Source organism: Stenotrophomonas sp. 05N37 (assembly GCF_056397365.1).
Genome location: NZ_JBFTNG010000002.1, coordinates 405,417 through 427,435, shown reverse-complemented (window position 1 = coordinate 427,435; position 22,019 = coordinate 405,417). Strand labels below are relative to the sequence as shown.

At 66.6% G+C, this 22,019-nt stretch carries 19 protein-coding genes; 10 read left to right on the top strand and 9 right to left on the bottom strand.

Translation table 11 applies throughout. From position 1 onward, the window contains the following. Nucleotides 1-64: 64 nt before the first annotated feature. The 3 genes from AC1DGC_RS08535 to AC1DGC_RS08525 all read right to left on the bottom strand — a co-directional run bounded on the left by AC1DGC_RS08535 (nt 65) and on the right by AC1DGC_RS08525 (nt 4,400). On the bottom strand, nt 65-2,161 hold the full coding sequence (locus AC1DGC_RS08535) for a M13 family metallopeptidase (protein WP_394161401.1): 2,097 nt from the start codon (nt 2,159-2,161) through the stop codon (nt 65-67). A 381-nt stretch (nt 2,162-2,542) separates the two neighbouring features. Continuing rightward, on the bottom strand, nt 2,543-3,292 hold the full coding sequence (gpmA, locus tag AC1DGC_RS08530; RefSeq protein WP_259203954.1) for a 2,3-diphosphoglycerate-dependent phosphoglycerate mutase: 750 nt from the start codon (nt 3,290-3,292) through the stop codon (nt 2,543-2,545). Between the two features lie 76 nt (nt 3,293-3,368). Next, complete coding sequence (locus AC1DGC_RS08525; RefSeq protein ID WP_478047663.1) at nt 3,369-4,400, bottom strand: cation diffusion facilitator family transporter; 1,032 nt, start codon at nt 4,398-4,400, stop codon at nt 3,369-3,371. Nucleotides 4,401-4,651: 251 nt separating this feature from the next. Here AC1DGC_RS08525 and AC1DGC_RS08520 point away from each other — a divergent pair, with 251 nt between their 5' ends. Continuing rightward, the gene (locus AC1DGC_RS08520) at nt 4,652-5,779 is read left to right on the top strand and encodes a metallophosphoesterase (RefSeq protein ID WP_478047662.1); all 1,128 of its coding nucleotides are present in this window, start codon (nt 4,652-4,654) and stop codon (nt 5,777-5,779) included. A 17-nt stretch (nt 5,780-5,796) separates the two neighbouring features. Here the strand turns inward: AC1DGC_RS08520 and AC1DGC_RS08515 are convergent, their stop codons facing one another. Together AC1DGC_RS08515 and AC1DGC_RS08510 are read right to left on the bottom strand one after the other, a co-directional pair. Then, nucleotides 5,797-6,933 carry a fatty acid desaturase family protein gene (locus tag AC1DGC_RS08515; RefSeq protein ID WP_259203950.1) on the bottom strand — a complete coding sequence of 379 codons (1,137 nt, stop codon included), beginning with the start codon at nt 6,931-6,933 and terminating at the stop codon, nt 5,797-5,799. 2 nt (nt 6,934-6,935) lie between these two features. Continuing rightward, the gene (locus AC1DGC_RS08510) at nt 6,936-8,012 is read right to left on the bottom strand and encodes a ferredoxin reductase (RefSeq protein WP_449336015.1); all 1,077 of its coding nucleotides are present in this window, start codon (nt 8,010-8,012) and stop codon (nt 6,936-6,938) included. Nucleotides 8,013-8,104: 92 nt separating this feature from the next. Here AC1DGC_RS08510 and fabR point away from each other — a divergent pair, with 92 nt between their 5' ends. From fabR to AC1DGC_RS08485, 5 genes are all read left to right on the top strand, one after another. Beyond that, nucleotides 8,105-8,770, top strand: a complete 666-nt coding sequence (gene fabR, locus AC1DGC_RS08505; protein WP_228886691.1) for an HTH-type transcriptional repressor FabR — start codon at nt 8,105-8,107, stop codon at nt 8,768-8,770. Between the two features lie 693 nt (nt 8,771-9,463). Continuing rightward, nucleotides 9,464-10,792, top strand: a complete 1,329-nt coding sequence (locus tag AC1DGC_RS08500; RefSeq protein ID WP_394161411.1) for a TolC family protein — start codon at nt 9,464-9,466, stop codon at nt 10,790-10,792. After that, a complete protein-coding gene (locus tag AC1DGC_RS08495; RefSeq protein WP_259203944.1) occupies nt 10,785-11,801 on the top strand; it encodes an HlyD family secretion protein in 1,017 nt (338 codons plus the stop codon). Before AC1DGC_RS08500 ends, AC1DGC_RS08495 begins: the two co-directional genes overlap by 8 nt. Further along, complete coding sequence (locus AC1DGC_RS08490) at nt 11,798-12,973, top strand: ABC transporter permease (RefSeq protein ID WP_478047661.1); 1,176 nt, start codon at nt 11,798-11,800, stop codon at nt 12,971-12,973. The genes AC1DGC_RS08495 and AC1DGC_RS08490 overlap by 4 nt, the downstream gene beginning before the upstream one ends. Further along, nucleotides 12,970-14,079: an ABC transporter permease gene (locus tag AC1DGC_RS08485; protein WP_478047660.1), complete on the top strand. Its 1,110-nt coding sequence runs from the start codon at nt 12,970-12,972 to the stop codon at nt 14,077-14,079. The genes AC1DGC_RS08490 and AC1DGC_RS08485 overlap by 4 nt, the downstream gene beginning before the upstream one ends. Nucleotides 14,080-14,085: 6 nt before the next feature. Here AC1DGC_RS08485 and AC1DGC_RS08480 read toward each other — a convergent pair whose 3' ends face one another. The 4 genes from AC1DGC_RS08480 to AC1DGC_RS08465 form a co-directional block, all read right to left on the bottom strand. After that, nucleotides 14,086-15,462 carry a hypothetical protein gene (locus AC1DGC_RS08480; protein ID WP_478047659.1) on the bottom strand — a complete coding sequence of 459 codons (1,377 nt, stop codon included), beginning with the start codon at nt 15,460-15,462 and terminating at the stop codon, nt 14,086-14,088. Nucleotides 15,463-15,584: 122 nt separating this feature from the next. Beyond that, on the bottom strand, nt 15,585-15,929 hold the full coding sequence (locus AC1DGC_RS08475) for a glycine zipper 2TM domain-containing protein (RefSeq protein ID WP_259204942.1): 345 nt from the start codon (nt 15,927-15,929) through the stop codon (nt 15,585-15,587). 118 nt (nt 15,930-16,047) lie between these two features. Continuing rightward, nucleotides 16,048-16,311 (bottom strand): hypothetical protein, encoded by a 264-nt coding sequence (locus AC1DGC_RS08470; RefSeq protein ID WP_478047658.1) that lies wholly within the window; start codon nt 16,309-16,311, stop codon nt 16,048-16,050. Between the two features lie 160 nt (nt 16,312-16,471). Further along, nucleotides 16,472-16,714, bottom strand: a complete 243-nt coding sequence (locus AC1DGC_RS08465) for an alpha/beta fold hydrolase (RefSeq protein ID WP_478047657.1) — start codon at nt 16,712-16,714, stop codon at nt 16,472-16,474. Between the two features lie 128 nt (nt 16,715-16,842). Between AC1DGC_RS08465 and AC1DGC_RS08460 the strand changes: the two genes are divergently transcribed. The 4 genes from AC1DGC_RS08460 to AC1DGC_RS08445 all read left to right on the top strand — a co-directional run bounded on the left by AC1DGC_RS08460 (nt 16,843) and on the right by AC1DGC_RS08445 (nt 21,467). Next, nucleotides 16,843-17,268, top strand: coding sequence for a barstar family protein (locus AC1DGC_RS08460; protein WP_394161424.1), 426 nt, complete (start codon nt 16,843-16,845; stop codon nt 17,266-17,268). Nucleotides 17,269-17,631: 363 nt separating this feature from the next. Next, nucleotides 17,632-19,497: an SIR2 family protein gene (locus AC1DGC_RS08455; protein ID WP_478047656.1), complete on the top strand. Its 1,866-nt coding sequence runs from the start codon at nt 17,632-17,634 to the stop codon at nt 19,495-19,497. A gap of 218 nt (nt 19,498-19,715) precedes the next feature. Continuing rightward, a complete protein-coding gene (locus AC1DGC_RS08450) occupies nt 19,716-20,945 on the top strand; it encodes an argonaute/piwi family protein (RefSeq protein WP_478047655.1) in 1,230 nt (409 codons plus the stop codon). A gap of 36 nt (nt 20,946-20,981) precedes the next feature. Then, complete coding sequence (locus tag AC1DGC_RS08445) at nt 20,982-21,467, top strand: RIP homotypic interaction motif-containing protein (protein ID WP_099562670.1); 486 nt, start codon at nt 20,982-20,984, stop codon at nt 21,465-21,467. Nucleotides 21,468-22,019 lie beyond the last annotated feature (552 nt).

The following is a 22,019-nucleotide window of genomic DNA, read 5'->3' as shown; positions in this document are numbered from 1 at the left end:
CGGCGCTTGGCTGAACGTGCAGTACGGCGTTGGGTGGCGTTTCGTTCCACTCAACGCGCTGCGATCACCAGATCACGACACGCTTGTCGTCGGCACGCACCATCGCATCGCCGGCCTTGCACTCGAATGCCTTGGCATACGCCGGCATGTTCGACGGCGCGCCGTTGGCACGGAAGTTGGCCGGGGCGTGCGGGTCGGTGTTCAGGCGCACGCGCAGCTCGCCTTCGTTGAAGTTGCGGCGCCACACGGTGGCCCAGTTCATGAAGAAGCGCTGGTCCTGGCTGTGGCCATCGACGGCCACGTTGGCCTTCGGGTCTTCCTTCAGCGCCATCTGCAGCGCGTCGTACGCCACGGTCAGGCCCCCCAGGTCGCCGATATTCTCGCCCAGGGTCAGCTTGCCCTTCACGTTCACGCCCGGCAGCGACTCGTAGCCGTCGAACTGCGCCACCAGCTGGTCGGTGCGGCCGGTGAAGGCCTTGCGGTCGCTGTCGGTCCACCAGTTGTCGAAGTTGCCGTTGGCCGCGAACTGGCTGCCCGAGTCATCGTAGCCGTGCATCATTTCATGACCGATCACCGCGCCGATGCCGCCGTAGTTCAGCGCCGGATCGGCCTTGGCGTCGAAGAACGGCGCCTGCAGGATCGCCGCCGGGAACACGATCTCGTTCTTGGTGGCGTTGTAGTAGGCGTTGACCGTCTGGGGGGTCATGCCCCACTCGGTCTTGTCCACCGGCTTGCCGATCTTGTTCAACATGTAGCGGTAGTTGAACGCGCGCGCGGCCTGCATGTTGCCCAGGTAGCTGTCGGCGTTGGTTTCAAAGCCCGACCAGTCGCGCCACTTGTCCGGGTAGCCGATCTTCGGGGTGAAGCTGGCCCACTTCTCCAGCGCCTTCTTGCGCGTGTCCTCGCCCATCCATTCGAGCTTCTCCAGGCGTGCCTTCAGCGCCGCCGAGAGGTTCTCCACCAGGTGCTGCATCTGCACCTTGGACTCGGCCGGGAACACCGCGTTGACGTACATCTGGCCCAGGCCTTCGCCGATCGCGCCATTGACCGACTCCAGCACGCGCTTCCAGCGCGGCTGCATTTCCTTCTGGCCACGCAGGGTGGTGCTGTAGAAGTCGAAGTTGGCCTTCTCGAACGCGCTGCTCAGGTATGGCGCGGCGTCATCGATGGTGTGGAAGCGCAGGTAGGCCTGCCAGGTGCTGGCCGGTACATCGGCGAGCATCTTGTCCACTTCGGTGAAGAACGCCGGCTGGGCCAGCGAGAACTTCTGCGCGGCCGGCACCTTGAGGGTGTCGAACAGCGCGGTCCAGCTGAAGTTCGGGGTGAGCGTGTCGGCTTCAACGGCGCTGACCGGGTTGTAGCGCTTGGCCGGGTCACGCATCTCGATGCGCGACATCGAGGCCTTGGCCAGGCGCGTTTCGAAGTCCATCACGGCCTTGGCCTGGGTCTTGGCCTGCGCGGCGTCGACGCCGGACAGGGTCAGCACCTGGGCGATGTACGCGACGTAGGCATCGCGGATCTTGGCCTGCGCATCGTCGACGTAATAGCCCTTCTCCGGCAGGCCCAGGCCGCCCTGGCCGACATAGGCGATGACGTTGGCCGAGTCCTTGTAATCGGCATTGGCGAACAGCGAGAACAGCACGCCCTGGCCCTGCGCCTGGCTGTCGCGCAGGTACCGGGTGATGGCGGCGGTGTCGTTGAGGGCGGCGATCGTGTCCAGCTGCGGCTGCAGCGGGGTGATGCCGGCAGCTTCGATTTTGGCTTCGTCCGAACCGGTCTTCCAGATGTCGCCGATCTTGGCTTCCACCGAGCCGGCCTTGGCCTGGCTGGCGGCGGCCTGCTGCACCAGCGCGTGCTGCACTTCGAGCGAGCGCTCGCGCAGGATCTCGAAGCTGCCCCAGGTAGTCTGGTCGTTGGGCACCGGGTTGGCGGTGAGCCACTTGCTGTTGACGAAACCGTTGAGGTCCGTGCACGCGGCGATCGACGGATCCAGGTCGGCGCTGTTGAGCGAGATCGGCGGGGTCTTGATCTGCGACATGTCGAAGGCCGGCTTGGCCGTGTCGGCGGTCGCGGCGGGCGCGGGATCGGTCTTGCCGCAGGACGCCAGCGAGGCGGCGATGGCGACGGTCAGGCCCAGCGGGACCAGCTTGGAAAACTTCATTCGACTCTCCGGCTACAGATGGATGCATCGCCCGGATCACGGGCAATCAGGCAGCGTAGCGCGCGCGCGGCGGCGGGGGACCGGCCAAAGGTCACCCCGCCACGCCATGCGTGCCTGACGGTATCCGGCCTAACGGTAGAGCCACGCCATACGTGGCTGCGCGGTATCCGGCCTAACGTGTAGAGCCACGCCATGCGTGGCTGCGGTATCCGGCATCGCGACAGCCACCCATGGGGTGGCTCTACGTGGCGCACCCTCGTGGGCCCACGCCATACGTGGCTGCGCGGTATCCGGCCTGACGGTAGAGCCACGCCATGCGTGGCTGCGGTATCCGGCATTGCGGGCAGCCACCCATGGGGTGGCTCTACCCGAACGTTCGGATTACTTGGCCTTTCCCTGGTTCGCCACGGCCTCGGCGGCCTTGCGGGCGGCTTCCGGGTCGCCGAGGTAACGGAACGACTGCACGCTCAGGTCATCGTTCAATTCGAACAGCAACGGAATGCCGGTCGGGATGTTGAGCTCCAGGATGGCGTCCTGCGAGACGTTGTTGAGGTACTTGTACAGCGCGCGCAGCGAATTGCCGTGCGCGGTCACCAGCACCGTCTTGCCGTCCTTCAGCTGCGGGGCGATCGCGTCGAACCAGTACGGCAGCACGCGGTCCAGCGTGGTGGCCAGCGACTCGGTGCCCGGCAGCGCATTGCGGTCCAGGCCGGCGTAGCGGCGGTCGTGGATCGGATGGCCCGGGTCTTCGATGTCCATCGCCGGCGGCGGGATGTCGTAGGAACGGCGCCAGATCTTGACCTGGTCCTCGCCGTGCTTGGCGGCGGTCTCGGCCTTGTCCAGGCCCTGCAGGCCGCCGTAGTGGCGCTCGTTCAAGCGCCAGCTCTTGCTCACCGGCAGCCAGTCCTGGTCCAGCTCGGCCAATGCACCCTGCAGGGTATGGATGGCGCGCTTGAGCACCGAGGTATGCGCCACATCGAACTGCAGCCCTTCCTCGCGCATCAGGCGGCCGGCGGCGGCGGCCTCGCGGCGTCCCTGTTCGGTCAGTTCCACGTCCACCCAACCGGTGAAGCGGTTGTCCAGGTTCCACTGGCTCTGGCCGTGGCGCAACAGTACGAGTTTCCGGGTCACTGCAGTATCTCCGACAGATGGCAAGGCAGACCCGCATTGTAGCGGCAAGCCTGCCCTGACCCGCGCCCGGCCCGGTTCAGGGATGCGGATGGCCGTGGTGGCCCTGCGCGTCGGGCCCGGTGCGGCGGCCGTCTGTTGCGGCATGCGCGTGGTCGGCGTGGCCGTGGGCGTGGTCGCCGTGGTCATGACCGGCATGCGCATCGCCCGCCTTCGGGCTGCCCACGCTGCAGCTGTCGCCGCAGTGGTCCGCCTCGATCTGCAGGGTCACGTGGTCGATATCGAACGCCTCATGCAGCGCCGTGCCCAGCACGCGCCGCAGCGCATCGGCGTCGATGCCGTCGGCCATCACCACGTGCGCGGTCAGTGCGGGCGTGCTGGACGCCAGCGCCCAGACGTGCAGGTCATGCACATCCACCACGCCCGGCTGTGCGCACAGGGTCTGGCGCACGGCATGCACGTCCATGCCCTTGGGCACGCCTTCCAGCAGCACGTTGATCGCCTCGCGCATCAGCACCCAGGTGCGCGGCAGCACCCACAGGCCGATCAGCACGGCCAGGATAGGATCGATCGGCTTCCAGCCGGTCCAGCGGATCAGCAGCGCGCCGATGATCACCGCGACCGAGCCGAGCATGTCGGCCCACACTTCCAGGTAGGCGCCCTTCACGTTGAGGCTCTCACCGCTGCCGGCGCGCAGCAGGCGCATGGAGACGAGGTTGATGCCCAGGCCGATCGCGGCGATCACCAGCATGCCAGTGGACGCGATCTCCTGCGGTTGGCGGAAGCGGGCGATCGCCTCCCACAGGATGTAGGCCGCCACCACGAACAGCATGCCGCCATTGATCATCGCGCCGAGCGCTTCCAGCCGCGCGTAACCGTAGGTGCGCTTGGCATCGGGCGGGCGTCGGCTCAGCCGCACCGCTACCAGCGCGATCATCAGCGCCAGGGTGTCGGTGGCCATGTGCGCCGCATCGGACAGCAACGCCAGGCTGTTGGTCCAGAACGCACCGACCACCTCCACCACCAGGAACGTGGTGGTCAGGCCGAGGGCCCACCACAGGGGCTTCTCGTGGCGGATTTCGCTGGGCAGGTGATCGTGGTCGTGACCCATAACGGTGTCTCCAGGGCAATGCGCGCAGGGTAAGCAGCCGCTCGCGCGGAGACTATTACACTTGAGCCGGCGTTCATTTTGTAATGACATGACATGACACCCGTGCGTGGGCATGACGGTCTCGGGCGCGAGCCGCCTGTTGCGGCACATCCGGCAGTACCAACGGCGCATCCCGGGCACGGCATGGGCGGCGTAGGATCACCGCGTGGGCGTTGGCCTGCACCGTTCTCCGCTGTCCAAGGACTCCATCGATGCCGCTCCGCCGTTCATTGCGCCTGTCGTGCGCGCTGTTCCCGTCCGCCCTGCTGCTGTGCACCTCCGTCACCGCCCGCGAGGTACCGCAACCCGCCGAGCATGTGGATGCCGATGGCCCCTATGTGTTCCTCACCGCCAAGGGCCGCGAGGCCGAGTGGGTCTGCAACGACCACGTGGTGCGCCGCACGCTGCCGGCGCGCGACGACGCCAGCGTGGTGCTACCCGAGTGCGGCTACCCGCACCCGCTGCACGTGCTGGCGCCGCGCACGGCCGAGGTGGCGCAGTACCCGGCCACGCCGCGCATCGTCGCCGTGTCGGACATCCACGGCCAGTACGGCCTGCTGGTCACGCTGCTGCGCGCCCACCATGTGATCGATGCGCAGGACCAGTGGTCGCTGGGCGACGCCACCCTGGTGGTGGCCGGCGATGTCTTCGACCGCGGCCCGCAGGTCACCGAAGCGTTCTGGCTGCTGTACAGCCTGCAGCAGCAGGCCCACGCGGCCGGCGGCGCGGTGCACTTCGTGCTCGGCAACCACGAGACGATGGTGCTCTACGACGACCTGCGCTACGTCAACCCGAAGTACCTCAAGAGCGCGCAGCTGCTGGGCCGCAGCTACCCGGCGCTGTACGGCGCCGATTCGGTGATCGGCCAGTGGCTGCGCACCCGCCCGGTGCTGCTGAAGATCGGCGACACCCTGTTCCTGCACGGCGGCATCGCGCCGGACAACCTGGACCTGGTGCGCGACATGGATAGCACCAATGCCACCTACCAGGCCTCGGTCGGGCTGCCGCGCGACCAGGTCAAGGCCGCGCCGGACAGCGCACGCCTGTTCGACGGCAAGACGAGCCCGATCTGGTACCGCGGCTATTTCGACGGGCAGATGGATACCGCCCAGGTCGATGCGCTGCTCGGCCAGCTTGCGCTGAAGCGGATCGTGGTCGGCCACACCTCGATGCCACACGTCAGCAGCTTCCACGGCGACCGCATCATCGCCATCGACAGCAGCATCAAGAACGGCGAAAACGGCGAGTTGCTGTTCATCGAGGACGGCAAGCTCAGCCGCGGCCTGCTCGACGGCAGCCGGGTGCCGCTGGTTGAAGGAACGATGGGCCTGGAAGACTGAGGCCCACCGTCCGCCGCTCAGCCCTGTTGCACCTGCGGCTGGGCGGTGGCTGCCGCGCGCGCGGCCGCGCGGCCGGGCTTGCTCGGAAACGCGTGGCGCAGGATCCGCCACATCACCTGGCCAAACTGCTTGGGCAGCGAGCCGGTGTTGTAGTGCTGGCCGTAGCGCGCGCAGATCGCCTTCACTTCCACCGCGATCGCCGCATAGCGGTTGGCCGGCACGTCCGGGTAGAAATGGTGCTCGATCTGGTGGCTGAGGTTGCCCGACATCAGGTTCATCAGCTTGCCGCCGGTCAGGTTGGACGAGCCACGCAGCTGGCGCAGGTACCAGTGGCCCCGGCTTTCATCGCGCACGCATTCCTTGGGGAAGGTCTCGGCATCGGCGGTGAAGTGGCCGCAGAAGATGATGACGTAGGTCCACACGTTGCGGATCAGGTTGGCCACCACGTTGCCCAGCAGCACTGGCAGGAAGAACGGGCCGGCCAGCGCGGGGAACAGCAGGTAGTCCTTGAACATCTGGCTGCCCATCTTGCGCCCGACCGGGCGCGCCTGCGCCAGCAGCTGGCGGAAGGTGATCTTGCCGGCGAACCAGCGGCCCAAACGCAGGTCCTGGATGGCGATGCCCCATTCGAACAGCAGCGCGAACACCACCGCCACCACCGGCTGGGTCAGGTAGAACGGGCGCCAGCGCTGTTCGGGGAAGATCCGCAACAGCCCATAGCCGATATCGTCGTCCAGGCCACGCACGTTGGTGTAGGTGTGGTGGCGGAAGTTGTGGGTCTTGCGCCAGTTGTCGGCGGTGCCGACGATGTCCCACTCGTAGGTGCTGCCCTGCAGCTGCGGGTCGCCCATCCAGTCGTACTGGCCGTGGATGACGTTGTGCGCCAGCTCCATGTTTTCCAGGATCTTGGACACTGCCAGCAGCAGCACGCCGGCGATCCACGCCGGAATCAGCACGCTGTGCACGAAGGCGCCGAGGAACAGCAGCGCGCGGCCGGCCACGCCGGTCCAGCGCACGCCGGCCACCACGCGGCGGATGTAGCGCGCGTCGGCTTCGCCCAGCGTGGCCAGCTGGCGCGCACGCAGCGCGTCGAGTTCATCGCCGAAGGACTGCAGGTCGGCGGCGGAAAGCGCACGGTTTTGCACGGAAGACATCGTCACAGCTCCAGGATCAGGTCGGTGCTGGCGCTGTTGACGCACAGCTTCACTTGCGTGGCTGGTTCATCGGCGTACTCGCCGGTCAGGGTGTGGCGGGTGACGCCCGACGCCTTGCCGCACACGCAGGTATTGCAGATGCCCATGCGGCAGCCGCTGGCCGGGCGCAGGCCTTCAGCCTCCAGCGCCTGCAGCAGCGAGGTACCGCGCGGCAGGGCCAGGGTGCGGCCGCTGCGGCGCAGCTCCACCTGCACGGTGCCGGTCTCCGCATCGGGCAGCACCGGCGGGGTGAAGGCTTCGGACTGCAGCGCGGCCACCTGTCCGTGCAGGCGCGCACGGGCCGCATCGACGAAGCCACCGGGGCCGCAGACCAGCACCTGCGCGTTGGCCAGGTCACCCAGCGCGTCGAAGGCGAAGGCATCCACGCGCGGCGACGGCGCCGATGGGTCGCGGGTCAACGCCAGCTGCACGCGCAGGTTCGGGTGGCGCGCGGACAGCGCGGCCAGTTCCTCGGCAAAACACAGCTCTTCGCGGCGCCGCGCCCAGTACACCAGGTCCACCTGCGCCGGCATGCCGGCAGCATCGAGCTGGCGCAGCAGCGCACGCATCGGGGTGATCCCGCTGCCAGCGGCCAGCAGCAGCAAGCGCTGCCCGGCGCGTGGAGCGAGGGTCATCTCGCCGAACGCCTGCCCCAGTTCGTAGGTGTCGCCGACGACGGCGCGCTGCGCCAGCTGCTGGCTGACCTTGCCGCCTTCGATCGCCTTGACCGTGATCGCCAGCGTGCCATCGGCCAGCGGGGTCGGGCTGTAGCTGCGCGACAGGCGGCGGCCATCCACGTCCACCCCTAGGGTGATGTGCTGGCCCGGCTGCAGGCCACGGAAATGCCGGTTCGGCCGCAGCACCAGGGTGACGGCGTCGGCGCTGGCCGGCTCGCGGGCGACCAGCCGCGCCCGCGCCCGGCGCAGGGTCCACAACGGATGCAGCCGCCCGGCCCAGAAGTCGAAGAGTTCTTCGGACACCCAGTGGCGGGGCGAGACGGGGTTGCGGCGGGAGGACGGCGGACGGGGTTTGGCGCTCATGGAACCACTATACGCACGCACATACAGGCGTGTATACAGTTGTATATTGAATGGACGGGCTATGATTCAGGGACTTGACCGCCCTGCGCCCGATGACCTCCCCAGACCTGCCCCTGTCCGCCGCCGACGATGCCCATCCGGCGCGCAAAGCCTCGATCTCGCGCGACGACCTGCTGGCCGCCGCGCTGGCCCTGATCGGCCCGCACCGCAGCGTCTCCACGCTCAGCCTGCGCGAGGTCGCGCGCGAGGCCGGCATCGCACCCAATTCGTTCTACCGCCAGTTCCGCGACATGGACGAGCTGACCGTGGCCCTGATCGACCTGGCCGGGCGCTCCCTGCGCACGATCATCGGCGAGGCGCGCCAGCGCGCGGCCTCCTCCGAGCGCAGCGTGATCCGGTTGTCGGTGGAAACCTTCTTCGAGCAGCTACGCGCCGACCACAAGCTGCTGCACGTGCTGCTGCGCGAAGGCAGCGCCGGCTCGGACGCGTTCAAGCAGGCCGTGGACCGCGAACTGAACTACTTCGAAGACGAACTGCGCCTGGACCTGATCCGCCTGGCCGCCGCCGACGGTGGCGCGGTACTGCACGAACCGGCGCTGGCGTCCAAGGCGATCACCCGGTTGGTGTTCGCGATGGGCGCCACCGCCGTGGACCAGCCGCAGGAGAAGGACGCCGAGCTGATCGAGCAGTTGTCGCAGATGCTGCGCATGATCATCACCGGCGCGCGCACCATCGCCGGCAACCCGCCGACGCGCTGACCCGCGCCACGCCTGCCGCCCCCTGGCCGCCGCCCGGCCCGCGCGTGGCGCCCACCAGCGCGGAGCGTCGCGCGCGTTGGCGCCTGTCCAGACAGTGGCGCCGTTGCACTGCCTCGACAGCAGCCTCCGCAGCCGATGCCCAAGGCTGCGCTGCGCCACGGAAGGCGCCCTGATCGGTATCAAGCGCCGTGCAGGCGTGCCATGCGCCATCACGCCATTGCGTCCCCTTCGTTCGCCGCGCACCACGTTGCCCAGGGCATGGACGCTGCAGCGCTCGCGACGGCACCGATGATCGTGTTCAACCGCAAGGATGACCTGCAGGCGCGCTTGGTCCCTCGATGCGGCCGCACGCGGGATGGGCGGGTGCCTGGCCCCGGAGGGCTTGCTGAAACGGGCACGGCAGGCGGGGCGCATCGTGCTGCCCGAACCGAATCGTTGGCTGGATGTGCCCCTGTACTGGCACCACGCGGCCGTTTGCTCGTCAACGTTCCAGCACATCACCGACGCGATTCGCGCGACGGCCGCGCAACACCTTCGCCAGCGCACGTGAAGACCCGGGCTTCACGCAGCGCCCACCATACTTTGCCGAATGTTTTACATACCGAACGCCCAATCGTGATCAGGCCCATGGCGCTTGCGCGCGCAACGAAAGGATTCCACTGCACTGCCCTGCTGTTATGCAGTGGCGCGGTGATGGCTCAGTCCCCCCTCGGCGATGCCGCGGTCCCCGCACTGGACTGGCAACAGTCCCAACAACGACTCGAGCAGGTGTCCGATGCGCTGGCTGCCGCCGATGCCTCGGTGCGCAACAAGCAGGACCTGCAGGATGCGACCCGGCTGCTGCGCCTGCCGGAGATCACCGGTGAAGTGCGCCGCCTGCAGTTCCAGAAGACCCTGACCCTGCCGCTGGGCTCGCTCACCCCGGTCGCCGAGGCCTTCGGCATCGACTCGCCGTTGCAGTTCACCGAGCGCGACTGGCGCACCCGCCCGGTGGTGACCGCGGTACTCCCGCTGTATACCGGCGGGCTGATCCCGGCCGCACAGCAGGCCGCCGCCGGTGCCACCGACCAGGCCACCGCCGAGCGCGAATCGCAGCGGCAGTCGCTGAGCGTGCAATTGGCCCAGGCTTACTTCGGGCAGCGCCTGGCCGAACAGGCGGTAGACGTGCGCCGCGATGTGCGCGACGGTCTGCAGCGCCATCTCGACGACGCACTGAAGCTGGAGCGCGAAGGCTTCGCCACCCGCGCCCAGCGCCTGCAGGCCAACGTGGCCCGCGACAAGGCCGAGCGCGATTACCAGAAGTCGCTCAACGACCTGCAGACCCTCAAGGCCGCGTTGGCCACGCTGCTGCGCAGTGGTGGCGAGGTGCGGCCGCTCTCGCCGCTGTTCGTGCACCGCATGCCCATCGGCCAACTGGCCAGCTTCGAACGCGATGCGCAGGCCCGCCAGCCACAGATCGCGCGCCTGCGGGCGCTGGTCGCGCAGGCCGAGCAGGGCGTGCGCGTGCAGCAGGCCAAGCTCAAGCCCACCGTGTACCTGTTCGGCCAGTACGATTTCCGCCGGCGCGACGAGATGCTGACCGACCCGGACTGGGCCTTCGGCATCGGCCTGAAGTACACCTTCCTGTCGCCGACCTCGCGCCCGGCGCAGATCAGTGCGGCGCGCGCGCAGCAGGACCAGGCCGAAGCCGGCCTGCGCGAAGCGGAGAACCAGGTGACGCTGGGCGTGCGCAAGGCCTGGTACGAGCTGGATACCGCCCGCCAGCAGTTCCTGCTGCTGGACAGCAGCCTGGCGCAGAACCGCGAGAACCTGCGCCTGCAGGAACTGGCGTTCCGCGAGGGCCAGGCCACCTCGCTGGATGTCATCGATGCGCGGCTGGGGCTGGGCGGTGCGCAGGTGGAACGCGCGCAGGCCGCCTACCAGTACGACGTGGCCCTGGCACACCTGCTGGAGATCAGTGGACAGATGGACCGTTATGAAGAATTCCGCCGTCGCGCCGACGAGGTGATCGCCCATGAATGACACATTGCAGGGGCCGGCCGACGCGCCGCCGCCGAACAAGCGCAAGCTCGGTATCGTCATCGCGCTGGTCCTGGCGATCGTGGTGGTGGTGGGGCTGTGGCTGGCCTGGCGCACGCCCGCCGAGCAGTTGCAGGGCATGGCCGACGCCGACACGATCAACGTGGCCGCCAAGATCACCGCACGCCTGGCCGAGCTGAAGGTGCATGAGGGCGACCGGGTCGCCGCCGGGCAGGTGCTGTTCGTACTGGACAGCCCCGAAGTCGCCGCCAAGGAAGAGCAGGCCCACGGGGCGCTGGAGGCCGCGCGTGCGGTGGCCGACAAGGCCGACGAAGGGGCCCGCAGTGAAGACATCCGCGCCGCGCAGGCCAACTGGAAGCGCGCCGAGGCCGGGGCGACGCTGGCCGATGCCACCTACCAGCGCGTGCAGAACCTGTTCAACGAAGGCGTGATGAGCCGGCAGAAGCGCGACGAGGCCCTGGCCCAGGCGCGCAGTTCGCGCGAGCTGTCCAATGCCGCCCGCGCACAGTACGACCAGGCACTGGCCGGCGCCCGCGACCAGGACAAGCGCGCCGCGCAAGGCCAGGTCCGGCAGGCCCAGGGCGCGGTGGCCGAAGTGGATGCCGCGCGCGACGAAGTCCACGGGCGCGCCCCGCTCGCGGGCGAGATCAACAAACGCATGGCCGATATCGGCGAACTGGTCCCGGCCGGCTACCCGGTGTTCACCCTGGTGGACATCAACCGCATGTGGGTCTCGGTGAACCTGCGCGAATCGCAGATGCGCGGGCTGAAGGTCGGCAGCCGCCTGCGCGGCAGCGTTCCCGCGCTGGGCCGCGACGCCGAGTTCGAGGTGTACTTCATCAACCCCGCCGGCGACTACGCCACCTGGCGAAGCACCCGTCAGTCCTCCGGCTACGACGTGCGCAGCTTCGAGATCCGCCTGCGCCCCACTGCGCGCGTGGACGGCTTCCGTCCGGGGATGAGCGTGCTGTTCGCGTGGCCGCAGGGATGAACGCAGCGGCACGGGCCGGCTTCGCCGCCTCGTTCCGGCGCGAGCTGCAGCACCTGCGCCACGATCGTGCCGATGGCCTGCTGGTGACGCTGTTGCCGCTGCTGATGCTGGCGGTGATGGCGTGGCTGTTCGCCGCCTCGGTGATGCGCGACATCCCCATCGCCATCGTCGACCTCGACCGCAGCGCACAGAGCCGCCTGCTGGCACGCATGCTCGATGCCAGCCCGGGGCTGCGCGTGGCCAGCCAGCCGGCCAGCCTGGACCAGGCGCAATCGCAGCTGCGCCAACTGGAGGTGTTCGCCGTGGTGCTGATACCGCGCGATGCCACCCGCCAGGCGCTGCGCGGCAGCCAGGGCACGGTGTTCGCGTACTACAACGCCACCTACCTCACCACCGGGCAATCGGCGGTCCGCGATATCGTCGAGGCGGCAGGGGCCTGGAACGCGCGCCTGCTCGCCGGGCAGATCGGCAAGCAGGTGGGCCCGGCCAAATTGCGCGCGCCCCCGATCGCGGTGCAGTCGGACATCCTGCACAACCCGGCACGCAGCTACGAACTGTTCCTGCTGCCGCTGGTGTTCCCCGCCGTGCTGTCGCTCGGCCTTGCGCTGGCGGTGGCCGCCAGCCTCGGCCGTGAAGTCCGCGACGGGCGCCTGCGCGACTGGCTGGGCCAGTCGCCGTGGGCGGCGATCGCCGGCAAGCTCACCCCGTATGTCGGCCTGTTCTCACTGTATGGCGCGCTCGGCGTGCTGTACCTGGCGCTGCTGCGTGGCGATGGCGTGGCCGGCAGCCTGGCGCTGCTGATGCTCGGCCAGCCGCTGTTCTATCTCGCCTGCGCGGCGGTGGCGCTGCTGTTTGTCGGGCTCACCCGCGACATGGGCACCGCGCTGTCGGCGATCGGCCTGAGCATCGGCACCGCGCTGGCCTTCTCCGGCGCCACCTTCCCGGTAGTCGATGCCCCGCTGTTCACCCGGGTCTGGAATCTGCTGCTGCCGCTCACCGCCTACGTCAAACTGCAGACCCAGCAGCAGTTCATCGGCGCGCCGTGGAGCGTGTCGCTATGGCCGCTGGCCACCCTGCTGCTGATGGTGGCGGTGGCCGGAGGCATCGGTGGCTGGCGGCTGATCGCCGCCTCGCGCACCGTGCCGGCCACGTACGACGGAGCCAGCGCATGAACCGCTTCGTCAGCAGCCTGCGCCAGACCCTGCGCGCGGTGCTCACGGACCGCTACGCGCGGGTGCTGATGATCGGCGCGGTGGTGCTGTACTCGTTCTTCTATCCCGCCGCCTACCGTCACCAGGTCGCGAGCAACCTGCCCATCCTGGTGGTGGACCACGACCAGAGCAGCACCAGCCGCGAACTGCTGCGCCGCGTGGATGCGCTGCGCACGGTACGCATCGTCGGCCAGCCACGCAGCATCGACCAGGCCCGGCACGCGCTCGAACGGGGCGACGCCGAGGGCATCCTGCTGATACCCCCCAACCTCGAGCGCGACATCCTGCGCGGCAGCGCCGGCCACCTGGTGTTGATGGGCAACGGCGCCTACCTGGGCCGCGCCAGCTGGGTGCTGGGAGGCGTCGCCGAGGCTTTGACCGCGTTCGCCCGCGAGGCCGCCGTGGGCCAGGCCGCCTTCATGGGGGCGCCGCAACCCGCGCCGATCACCCTGGTGCAACGGCCACTGTTCAACACCCAGGAAGGCTACGGCAGTGCCATCGTGCCCGGCGTGGCCGAACTGATCGTGCACCAGACGCTGCTGATGGGCATCGGCGTGCTGCTCGGCGCGCGCCGGCTGGCACTGGGCCGACGGCTGCAATTCGACCTGCCCACGCTCGCCGGGATGGCCGTGGGCTTCAGCCTCGTCGGCCTGCTTGGCCTGCTCTACTACGCCGGGTTCACCGCCTGGGTGCAGGACTATCCGCGCGGTGGAAACCCGCTGGGCCAGGTGCTTGGCGGCACCTTGTTCATCACCGCCACGGTCGCCTTCGGCATGTTCATCGGCAGCTACTTCGCCACCCGCGAACGCGCCTTCCAGGTGGTCATCGCCTGCTCGATCCCGCTGTTCTTCCTGGCCAACCTGTCCTGGCCGGCGGTCACCTCGCCGCCGGCGCTGGTCGCACTGGCGCACCTGCTGCCCACTACGGCGGGCATCAACCTGATGGTGCGGCTGAACCAGATGGACGCCAGTCTCTGGGAGGTCCGCCACGACCTGTGGACGCTGGCCGGGCTGCTGGTGCTGTACGGCGCGCTGGCGATCTGGCGGCTGGGCACGCGCACGCGCTGAACCTGCTCAGCGCGCGGCATCCGGTGCGTACCAGAACGGAATGCGGTAACGGCGCTGGCGATCGGTCCCGCGCTCGGGCCCGGACGCGTTCCACACCAGGCGAAGGTCGTGCCGCCCCGGCGCCAGCGCCGACAGCGGCAGGTAGCCGACCAGCCCGCGCATTTCCAGGTCGCGGCGCTCCATCGCGACGAAGCCATCCAGCGCCACCGGGTTGCCGTCCAGGGTGACGGTCCAGAAGCGCGCCAGGCACTGCACCGCCGCGGCCTCGGCAGCCGGACCCCGCAAACGGTTGCGGCCCTCCGGCAACGCGGCGCAGTGCTGCCGTGCCAGCGCGTTGTCGCGTTGCGGCTGGTGCGGGATGAACACCCGCAGCAGGGTGCCCTCCACCACGTCGCTGGGGATCATCGGGTAGCGCAGCAGGCGGTCGTGCTCGACCCGCAGCGACTCGTAGTGCGCACTGAGCATGCCCTCTTCGACGGCATCCTCGGTGACCACGGCGTAGCGGTTGAACAGTGAGAACTCCATCGAACTGATCGCCTGCACGCCGCCGATGGTCATCGCCACCATCACCGCCACGAAGTACGCCACCATGAAATTGCGCGCGTAGCGATTGCTCTGCAGGGTCAACTGCACCGGCAGCAGCAGGCGCATCGGAACCAGCCACTGGTTGATCGCCAGCACGCCCCGCATCGTCCGCTCGATGCGCGCGCTCGCGGCGCCCCGCGCCTTGCGCGACGCGATCCACTTCTCGAGCGACAACGGCACCAGATTGAGCAGGATGAACAGACCGAAGAACGACCCGACGATCAGCAGGGCGATGCGATCGGTATTGCCGAACAGCGCGCCCACCGCACCGGCAACGGCCAGCAGCACCACCGAGCCGGCGCCGATCAGCACCATGGTCAAGGCAAACAGCAGCGTTGCGGCAAACAGGGTGGAGGCGGCCTTGTCGGCATTGGCGATCGACTGTTCGAGCGTGCCCACCCGCGACTGGTAGAAGCCACGCGACACCGGGCCCAACAGCGGGATGCGATCCCAGCGGATGCCTTCGGGGAAGTGGATCTTCAGGCCGACCAGCCCCACCCAGTAGCCGCGGATGGCGAGGTGGGCGATCAGCGCGACGGCGACGACGTAACAGAGGCCAACGCTGGTGCTGAAGCCAAACCAGAGCGCATACGCGTAGACGCCTTCGGTGTGCACGGTACTGGTCGCCCAGGCCTCGAAGATGCGCCCGGGCACGGCCAGCAGCGCAAAAGCGAGCAGGCCGGAGATGAACAACTCCAGTTCATCGGTGCGTTCGCGCAACCGCGCGAAGCGTCCCGCATGGTCCGGCTCCGGTGGCGGAAGGCCGGGGGTGCTGCCAGGCTCAAGCGCTTCGCTCACGGGCAGGTCGTCCTTGGGTGTCGGCGGAGTATACGGCCGTCCTCGCGACTTCCCAGCCCCCACTTACGACGACGCCGGCCCTGGGGCCGGCGTCGAGGCAAACTCGGCGATGTCCGCCAGGATCAGCGGTACTGGCGCTCGCAACGGCGCTCGACCACGCGGTCGCCGTTGTTCTGCTGGCTGCGGCCCTGGATATTGCGGCCGGCCGCACCGCCGGCCACCGCACCAGCCACCGTGGCCAGCTTCTTGCCGTTGCCGCCGCCCACCTGGTTACCAAGCAGGCCACCGACGACCGCACCAGTGGCGGTACCGGCGATACGGTTGGGATCCCTGCTGTTGCGCTGCACTTCCACGTTTTTGCACACCACCTTGCTGCCGTCATTGAAACGGCGGCCTTCGTCCTTCGGACCGTAGGTCTGGGCGGCGGCGCCGAACGATGCGGCGACCAGCGCGCCCATGCACAACATGCGTTGGATATTCTTCACGGTCTTCTCCTTACTCGCAGGACATGGGGGAAGTCTCCCCCTCTGGCCTGCAATGACCGGTGAAATCTTGTCCACGCAGCGTCAACGGCGCGCACGACGTTCAGGTGCCAGCCGGCGCGCGCGCGCCGCGCTGGCGTGGCGACGGTGCGTCGATGAAGCGGCCCCCTGCCGCGACGGTCGCCTCCGGTGCTTCTTCCATCAGCCAGTGACGCGCACCCGCGATGACCCCCTCGGTGACATCCACCGCCGCACTACGCATCACCACCGCTTCGTTGGCAGCAAAAGACGTCTCACCGCCCACCGCCAGCACCGGCAACACCGGCTTCGTCAATGTGTTTCCCACCATGGCCTTGCTGGCCTCCATCCCATCGGAAGGCGAGAAACTGGGCGAACGCCGACGTCATCGCATCCGGCCGCGCGGACAACGTCGCGCAGTGCGCGCAGATGGCGTCCCACGGCGGAATGCCCGGCACCGGCGCATCCATCACCACCAGGCGTCGGGTCAGCGTGTGATAACGCGCTGCCTAGGCGAAGGCCACCATCGAGCCGATGTCGTGGCCCATGACCGTCGCCTGCCGGCTGCCGAGCGAGGCCAGCAACGCGCGCACGTCGCCGCCCTGGACATGTTTGTCGTAGCCGTCGGCCGGGTGCGAGGACCGCCGCGTGCGGCGCAGGTCGAGCACCACCACCGTGTGCCGGGCCGCCAACGCGGTGGCCCGCGGCGCCCACGTGTCCCCGGTATCGCCAACCCCATGCAGCAGCACCACCGCCGGCCCCTTGCCCTGCGGCCCGGGTAGTCACGCTGACAACGCACGAGCGGCTTGCAGCCGGACATTACCGCGAACGCAACGGTCGCGCTGCTAGGGTCGACACGGACCCGACCGAGCACCCCAGCATGCCCAGCTCCCTCCACCCTGCCGACCCTGCGCACGGCGCCCGCCTGGTGCTGGACGGCAGCGCAATCGACGACATCGCCAGCTTCTACGCCGCCATCAATCGCGTCTTCATGGCCGGCGAGGACTGGCAGCTCGGTCCGAGCCTGGACGCGCTGGACGACATGCTCCATGGCGGCTACGGGGCGCTGGCCGGCCAGACGCAGGTGGAACTGCATTGGAAAGACATCGCACACAGCCGCGAAGCGCTCGGCACCGCCGCCACGCGCGCCTGGCTGCAGGCCAAGCTGGACGCGCCCGGCACGTTCAACACCGCCCACGTGAGCGCACAGCTGCAGGCCCTGGACCGCGGCGAAGGCCAGACCTACTTCGACATCGTGATGGCGATCTTCGCCGCGCATCCGAAGGTGCGCGTGGTCGACGCCTGACCCCACCCCGGCCTTCGCCCCTTCCGCCCCCTCCCCTACAATGGTCCATCCGGCGGCCCCCCGGCCCGCCCCCGACGTTGATGGACCCCGCGTGACCGAAAAGCAGCCCGAACACACCCCCCTCATGAAGCACGATGGATTCATCGGAATCATATGCAAGCAAACCCTTCTGCAGCAATGACTTCGGCCCATTGGCGGCCGAACAGCACTTAAAACGCAACACCGTCGCAACAAGCCCCCTGCAGCAAGCGCGACCCATTTTGTTGATTGGAATCGATTCCAATCTCGGACTCTGAGGAGATGAGACACGAGGGGTAGTAGGATTGAGTTGTCCCATTCACTTGGTTACTCAACAGCCGCCTGATGACGAAATCCATCCAGGTTATTTCTGCATCTAAGTTCGCTACAACCTTTGCCCTCCGACCCGAACTTCACGCGTGGCTTCTCGGTGCCGGCGCTTCTGCGGCCTCCGGCATCCCGACCGGCTACGACATGATCCTGGACTTCAAAGCCAGGCTCTATTGCCAAGAAACCCGGTTCCCTCGCAGAAACGTTGATCCGAGTGATCCACTGTGGGTTCAGCGCATTGACGAGTTCTTCTCTCGCACCCCTCTCCTTCCGCCCCCTAACGATCCGACCGAGTATGCGGCCGCGTTCGAGGCGATTTATCCGCAAGAGACCCATCGTCGGCAATACATCGCTGACGCCATCAGCAAGGGCACCCCCTGTTTTGGGCACCGCATGCTGGCCGGCCTGATAAGCGCATCAAAGGCCCCCTGCGTCTTTACCACCAACTTTGACCCTCTGATTGAAGAATCCACCCTGCTGGCGGCATCCCTAATGCCCCCAGGGGCCGCAGGCAAGCCTACGGTGGCGACTCTAGACTCTGCCAATCTGGCTACGCGCTGCCTGGATGAGTCGGACTGGCCCCTCATCGCCAAGCTTCATGGCGACTACCGTTCCACAGCCCTGAAGAACACCACGAGCGAGCTGGCTTCCCAAGACCATGACCTGCGCCGGTCCATGGTTGAAGCCTGCAAGCGGTTCGGCCTGGTCGTTGTCGGCTACAGCGGCCGCGATTCCTCCGTGATGGAGGCGCTTGAGTCCACCCTGACCTACGAGAACCCCTTCCCGAGCGGCCTCTATTGGTGCGCGTCTTCCCGCGCCAAGCTCCTGCCGGCTGTGAATGTGCTCTTGGAAAAAGCCGCCTCTAAGGGCGTCAATGTCTTCATCATCGAGTCCGCGACGTTCGACGAGTTGGCCGGCGATCTGCTCAATCAAATCAACCTTCCAGCCCCACTGCTGGACCATGTCCTGTCGTTCCAGCCCGCTCAGTTCGCAGCTCCTGTCCCGGTGCGCACGGCGGAAGCACGGAAGTTCCCCGTGCTGCGCCTCTCCGCATTGCCCGTGGAAAGTCTCCCCACAACCGCAAGAAGAGTAGCGTTGGGCCACCCAGCTTCCATCGTTGAGGTGCGGGAAATGCTCAAGGCCATCAAGTGCCGGTCGGCGGTGGCAATGGTTGGTAACGAGCTCGCAGCCTTCGGCAAAGATGCAGAAATCCTCACGTCATTGCAGAGTCTGAAGCCAGTGCTAAACGGGCATTGGGCACTGAACCCTGCCCAAGACAGCTGGGCGCTAGGTCTCATCTACGATGCCCTCCTGCGAGCATTGGCTCGGCGGCGTCCGTTGATTCCCAGACTCAAGCGCTCCGGTCACTCTCTGCTGGTTGCCAGTGCGAGAGACGGAGAAACGGAAGAACAGCGGCAGCGTCGTGAAAGTCAGCTTGCAAAGCTCAAGGAAGCCTATGGCGGCAAGCTCACCGGACAGATTTACGGCCGCAACTACAATGAGGGTATCTCCGTTCGGCTGGAAGAGATTGAGGGACGCTGGTGGTGCGGGTTTGACCCCTACACTGCCGTAGAAGCGCCGCAAGATGAGCGGCTGCCTCCTTCTGACACGGCCCAAGGTGACCCGCTGGGCTGGTCGACGCAGCGCAAGCCAGATCCGACCGCTGACTGGAGACGAGAGCGCTGGGCGACCAAGTACAACGGTGCTTGGGCCAACATCATCGACGCGTGGGCGAGCTTGCTCACGTCCCCACACGGCGTCACCTTTCACGCGTTCGGAATAGAAGATCAAGAGGGAGTAGATGCAGCTTTTCGCATTTCACCGCTCACCGGCTTCAGTCGTCCTGGACATCACGACAAATACTTTGACCGGAGGCAGTGATGGTAGATGTTTCTCGCTCGCAGCTACCGCCGCTGTCCTTGCTTTCGGAACCGGAGCTGGCCTTTTCTCCTGAGCACTCCGGGGGGCGAGACGTCCACCCCCTTCGCGGGCTGGCGCACTACGGCCCCTTCTCGTCCCAGACATTCAGCCAGTTCACGCCCACCGTTCGTATCGCCACAGTGGGCCCAGCAAGTGCGTTCTGGACTCGGGGCGCACTTATGGCGTCGCTGAAAGAGCGACATGGGGCTAGCGATAGAAGCGGCTACGCCCCAGATTTTCCCGGTTTCGCCAGCGTCTTCGGCGTGGACTTGGCTTCCTCGGACAAGGTCAACCACATCCGCTGGCCCGACTCCATCAACGAACTTCCAGGATCTGGCCCGCTTCAGCATCGCCTGGTAGCCGCCTTCGACGCAGCTCTCTCGCAACTAAGCACAAGACACGAACAGTTTGACGTGGTTCTAGTCCATCTCCCAGAGGCGTGGCTTCCTCACACGTCCGGGGCCGGGTTCGACGCGCACGATGTCCTCAAGGCATTGGGAGCAAAGCACGGCATCCCAACCCAAGTGGTCAACGACCGGACCTTCAGCTTCTCCAACAAGGCTCAGCTGGCTTGGAGACTGTCGATCGCACTCTATGTCAAAGCCGGCGGCATTCCCTGGAAGCTCGCCCCTCTGGCGGGAGTGCCCGCGGATACTGCCTACATTGGTTTGGCATACGCGCTGAAGAAGGTCAACGACGAAACCCACTTTGTCACCTGCTGCTCGCAAGTGTTCGACATGGACGGGGGCGGCATGCAGTTCGTGGCATTCGAGGCCAAAGATCCCGTCAAGGACGTGCGCGAAGCACGAAGAAATCCGTTCTTGTCACGAGAAGACATGCGAGCGGTCATTGCCCGCAGTCTATCGATCTACCAACAGCGCAATGGCGGCATTCTTCCTCGGCGAATGGTCATTCACAAGAGCAATGCGTTCAAGGAAGACGAGGTTCTTGGCGCTCGCGACGCCTTGACCGCCGTCCCCGAGGTGGAATGCGTCGAGATCAGCTCCAGACCGACTTGGCGGGGAGTATGGCTGGTCAAATCCTCTGGCGGGAATGCGCGCACCCAACCAGCGAGATATCCGGTCCCCCGCGGCACCTTTCTCCCCCGGTCGGGCAAGTCCGCTCTTCTTTGGGCTGCGGGCAATGTTTCAGACGTTTCAAGCAAATCAGACTACTACCAAGGCGGGAAGAGCATCCCCCGCCCACTTCTACTGACCCGTCACGCGGGCAGCGGACCACTGGAAACGATCGCCCAAGAAACGTTGGCGCTGACCAAGATGGACTGGAACAACGACGCACTCTACGACCCAGTGCCCGTCAGCATCCGCTACTCCCAGAAGCTCGCCAGGACCATCTCCAACGTTCAGGATCTTCCTGGAAACAGCTACCCCTACCGACTGTTCATGTAATCCCAACTCGCAACGATAGAAAAGGAGCTCAACGTCATGATCAGCAAGAAGCAGGAAGCCTTCATCGAAAAGCCGTCTGGGGAAGTTAAAGGCCCTTACCAAGCCACCTTTGCGGGAACCACCGTCATCTTGAATGACCCAACCGCAGACGTGGACTCTGGCGACTACGTGACCCGAACGCTCCCAGGCGGGAAAACTGAGCGCTCCTACATCCAGAGCGCCCCTTTCTATGATGTCGGCATCGGTGGCTTTGGCCCTCACTTCCAACTGAAGATTGGAACTCCCCCTACAAACCAGCAGCGAGCGAATACCATCAACATTCAAGGCTCGCACTCCATCCAGATTGGCGACCACAACACCCAGAATGTCGTTGGAGCGATCCAGGCATTGCATCAAGCTATCGATGCATCGAGTGCGACAGAGGGACAAAAGGTAGAAGCCAAGTCACGCTTGGCCAAGCTCCTTGAACATCCCATTTTTGTCGCGATCGCTGGCGGTGTTGCGGGCGGCCTCGCTGGCTGAACACAAGCCAGGAGACACGGCTCTGGCTCGTCGGAGGTCCGGCGAGTCGCCAGACCATCTTCAGCAGCATCAGCGCAAGCAGCTTCAGTGCATTGCGGACATCGAGCTGCTCAAGGCGGGGGAGCCTATCGAGCTTCCCTATCTAGTATTCAGAGCAATGCCTGGCCTTGCGCGAGCCAGTCAAAGACCAGCCCTGCCAAAGTGCAATCGGCATGCCTATACGCGTCTTCAGCTCGACTAAAGCTGATGGTTTTTAAGCGCGACCAACTTCGGCTTCTGTGAAAGAAGACGCAAAATCCTGGGTTGCCAAGAGGGGCGATGGTGCTTTGATGAGCACACCACCTCGGCTCAAAGGAGCTCAACCATGTTCTCTCACCCACAGTTCCAAATCGCCAGCCAACTGCTTATCGGGCTCATGTCCCAAGGCTCCTCTCGCCAATTGAGCGATCGCGTCGAAGACGTGAGGCACGCCTTGGACGTGTCCGCCGAACTGATTCGACAGTGGGAGGAGGACCAACCACGGGGTGCCAAGTTCACTCCGCCCAATCCAGC

Excerpts from the sequence above, each read along its gene's own strand:
- AC1DGC_RS08470 (WP_478047658.1), bottom strand. The coding sequence starts at position 16,311 with ATGGAGGCCAGCAAGGCCATGGTGGGAAACACATTGACGAAGCCGGTG.
- AC1DGC_RS08535 (WP_394161401.1), bottom strand. The coding sequence starts at position 2,161 with ATGAAGTTTTCCAAGCTGGTCCCGCTGGGCCTGACCGTCGCCATCGCC.
- AC1DGC_RS08515 (WP_259203950.1), bottom strand. The coding sequence starts at position 6,933 with ATGTCTTCCGTGCAAAACCGTGCGCTTTCCGCCGCCGACCTGCAGTCC.
- AC1DGC_RS08510 (WP_449336015.1), bottom strand. The coding sequence starts at position 8,012 with ATGAGCGCCAAACCCCGTCCGCCGTCCTCCCGCCGCAACCCCGTCTCG.
- AC1DGC_RS08450 (WP_478047655.1), top strand. The coding sequence starts at position 19,716 with ATGGCGTCGCTGAAAGAGCGACATGGGGCTAGCGATAGAAGCGGCTAC.
- AC1DGC_RS08525 (WP_478047663.1), bottom strand. The coding sequence starts at position 4,400 with ATGGGTCACGACCACGATCACCTGCCCAGCGAAATCCGCCACGAGAAG.
- AC1DGC_RS08500 (WP_394161411.1), top strand. The coding sequence starts at position 9,464 with ATGGCTCAGTCCCCCCTCGGCGATGCCGCGGTCCCCGCACTGGACTGG.
- AC1DGC_RS08520 (WP_478047662.1), top strand. The coding sequence starts at position 4,652 with ATGCCGCTCCGCCGTTCATTGCGCCTGTCGTGCGCGCTGTTCCCGTCC.
- AC1DGC_RS08475 (WP_259204942.1), bottom strand. The coding sequence starts at position 15,929 with ATGTTGTGCATGGGCGCGCTGGTCGCCGCATCGTTCGGCGCCGCCGCC.
- AC1DGC_RS08455 (WP_478047656.1), top strand. The coding sequence starts at position 17,632 with ATGACGAAATCCATCCAGGTTATTTCTGCATCTAAGTTCGCTACAACC.
- AC1DGC_RS08485 (WP_478047660.1), top strand. The coding sequence starts at position 12,970 with ATGAACCGCTTCGTCAGCAGCCTGCGCCAGACCCTGCGCGCGGTGCTC.
- AC1DGC_RS08490 (WP_478047661.1), top strand. The coding sequence starts at position 11,798 with ATGAACGCAGCGGCACGGGCCGGCTTCGCCGCCTCGTTCCGGCGCGAG.
- AC1DGC_RS08445 (WP_099562670.1), top strand. The coding sequence starts at position 20,982 with ATGATCAGCAAGAAGCAGGAAGCCTTCATCGAAAAGCCGTCTGGGGAA.
- AC1DGC_RS08460 (WP_394161424.1), top strand. The coding sequence starts at position 16,843 with ATGCCCAGCTCCCTCCACCCTGCCGACCCTGCGCACGGCGCCCGCCTG.
- fabR (WP_228886691.1), top strand. The coding sequence starts at position 8,105 with ATGACCTCCCCAGACCTGCCCCTGTCCGCCGCCGACGATGCCCATCCG.
- AC1DGC_RS08495 (WP_259203944.1), top strand. The coding sequence starts at position 10,785 with ATGAATGACACATTGCAGGGGCCGGCCGACGCGCCGCCGCCGAACAAG.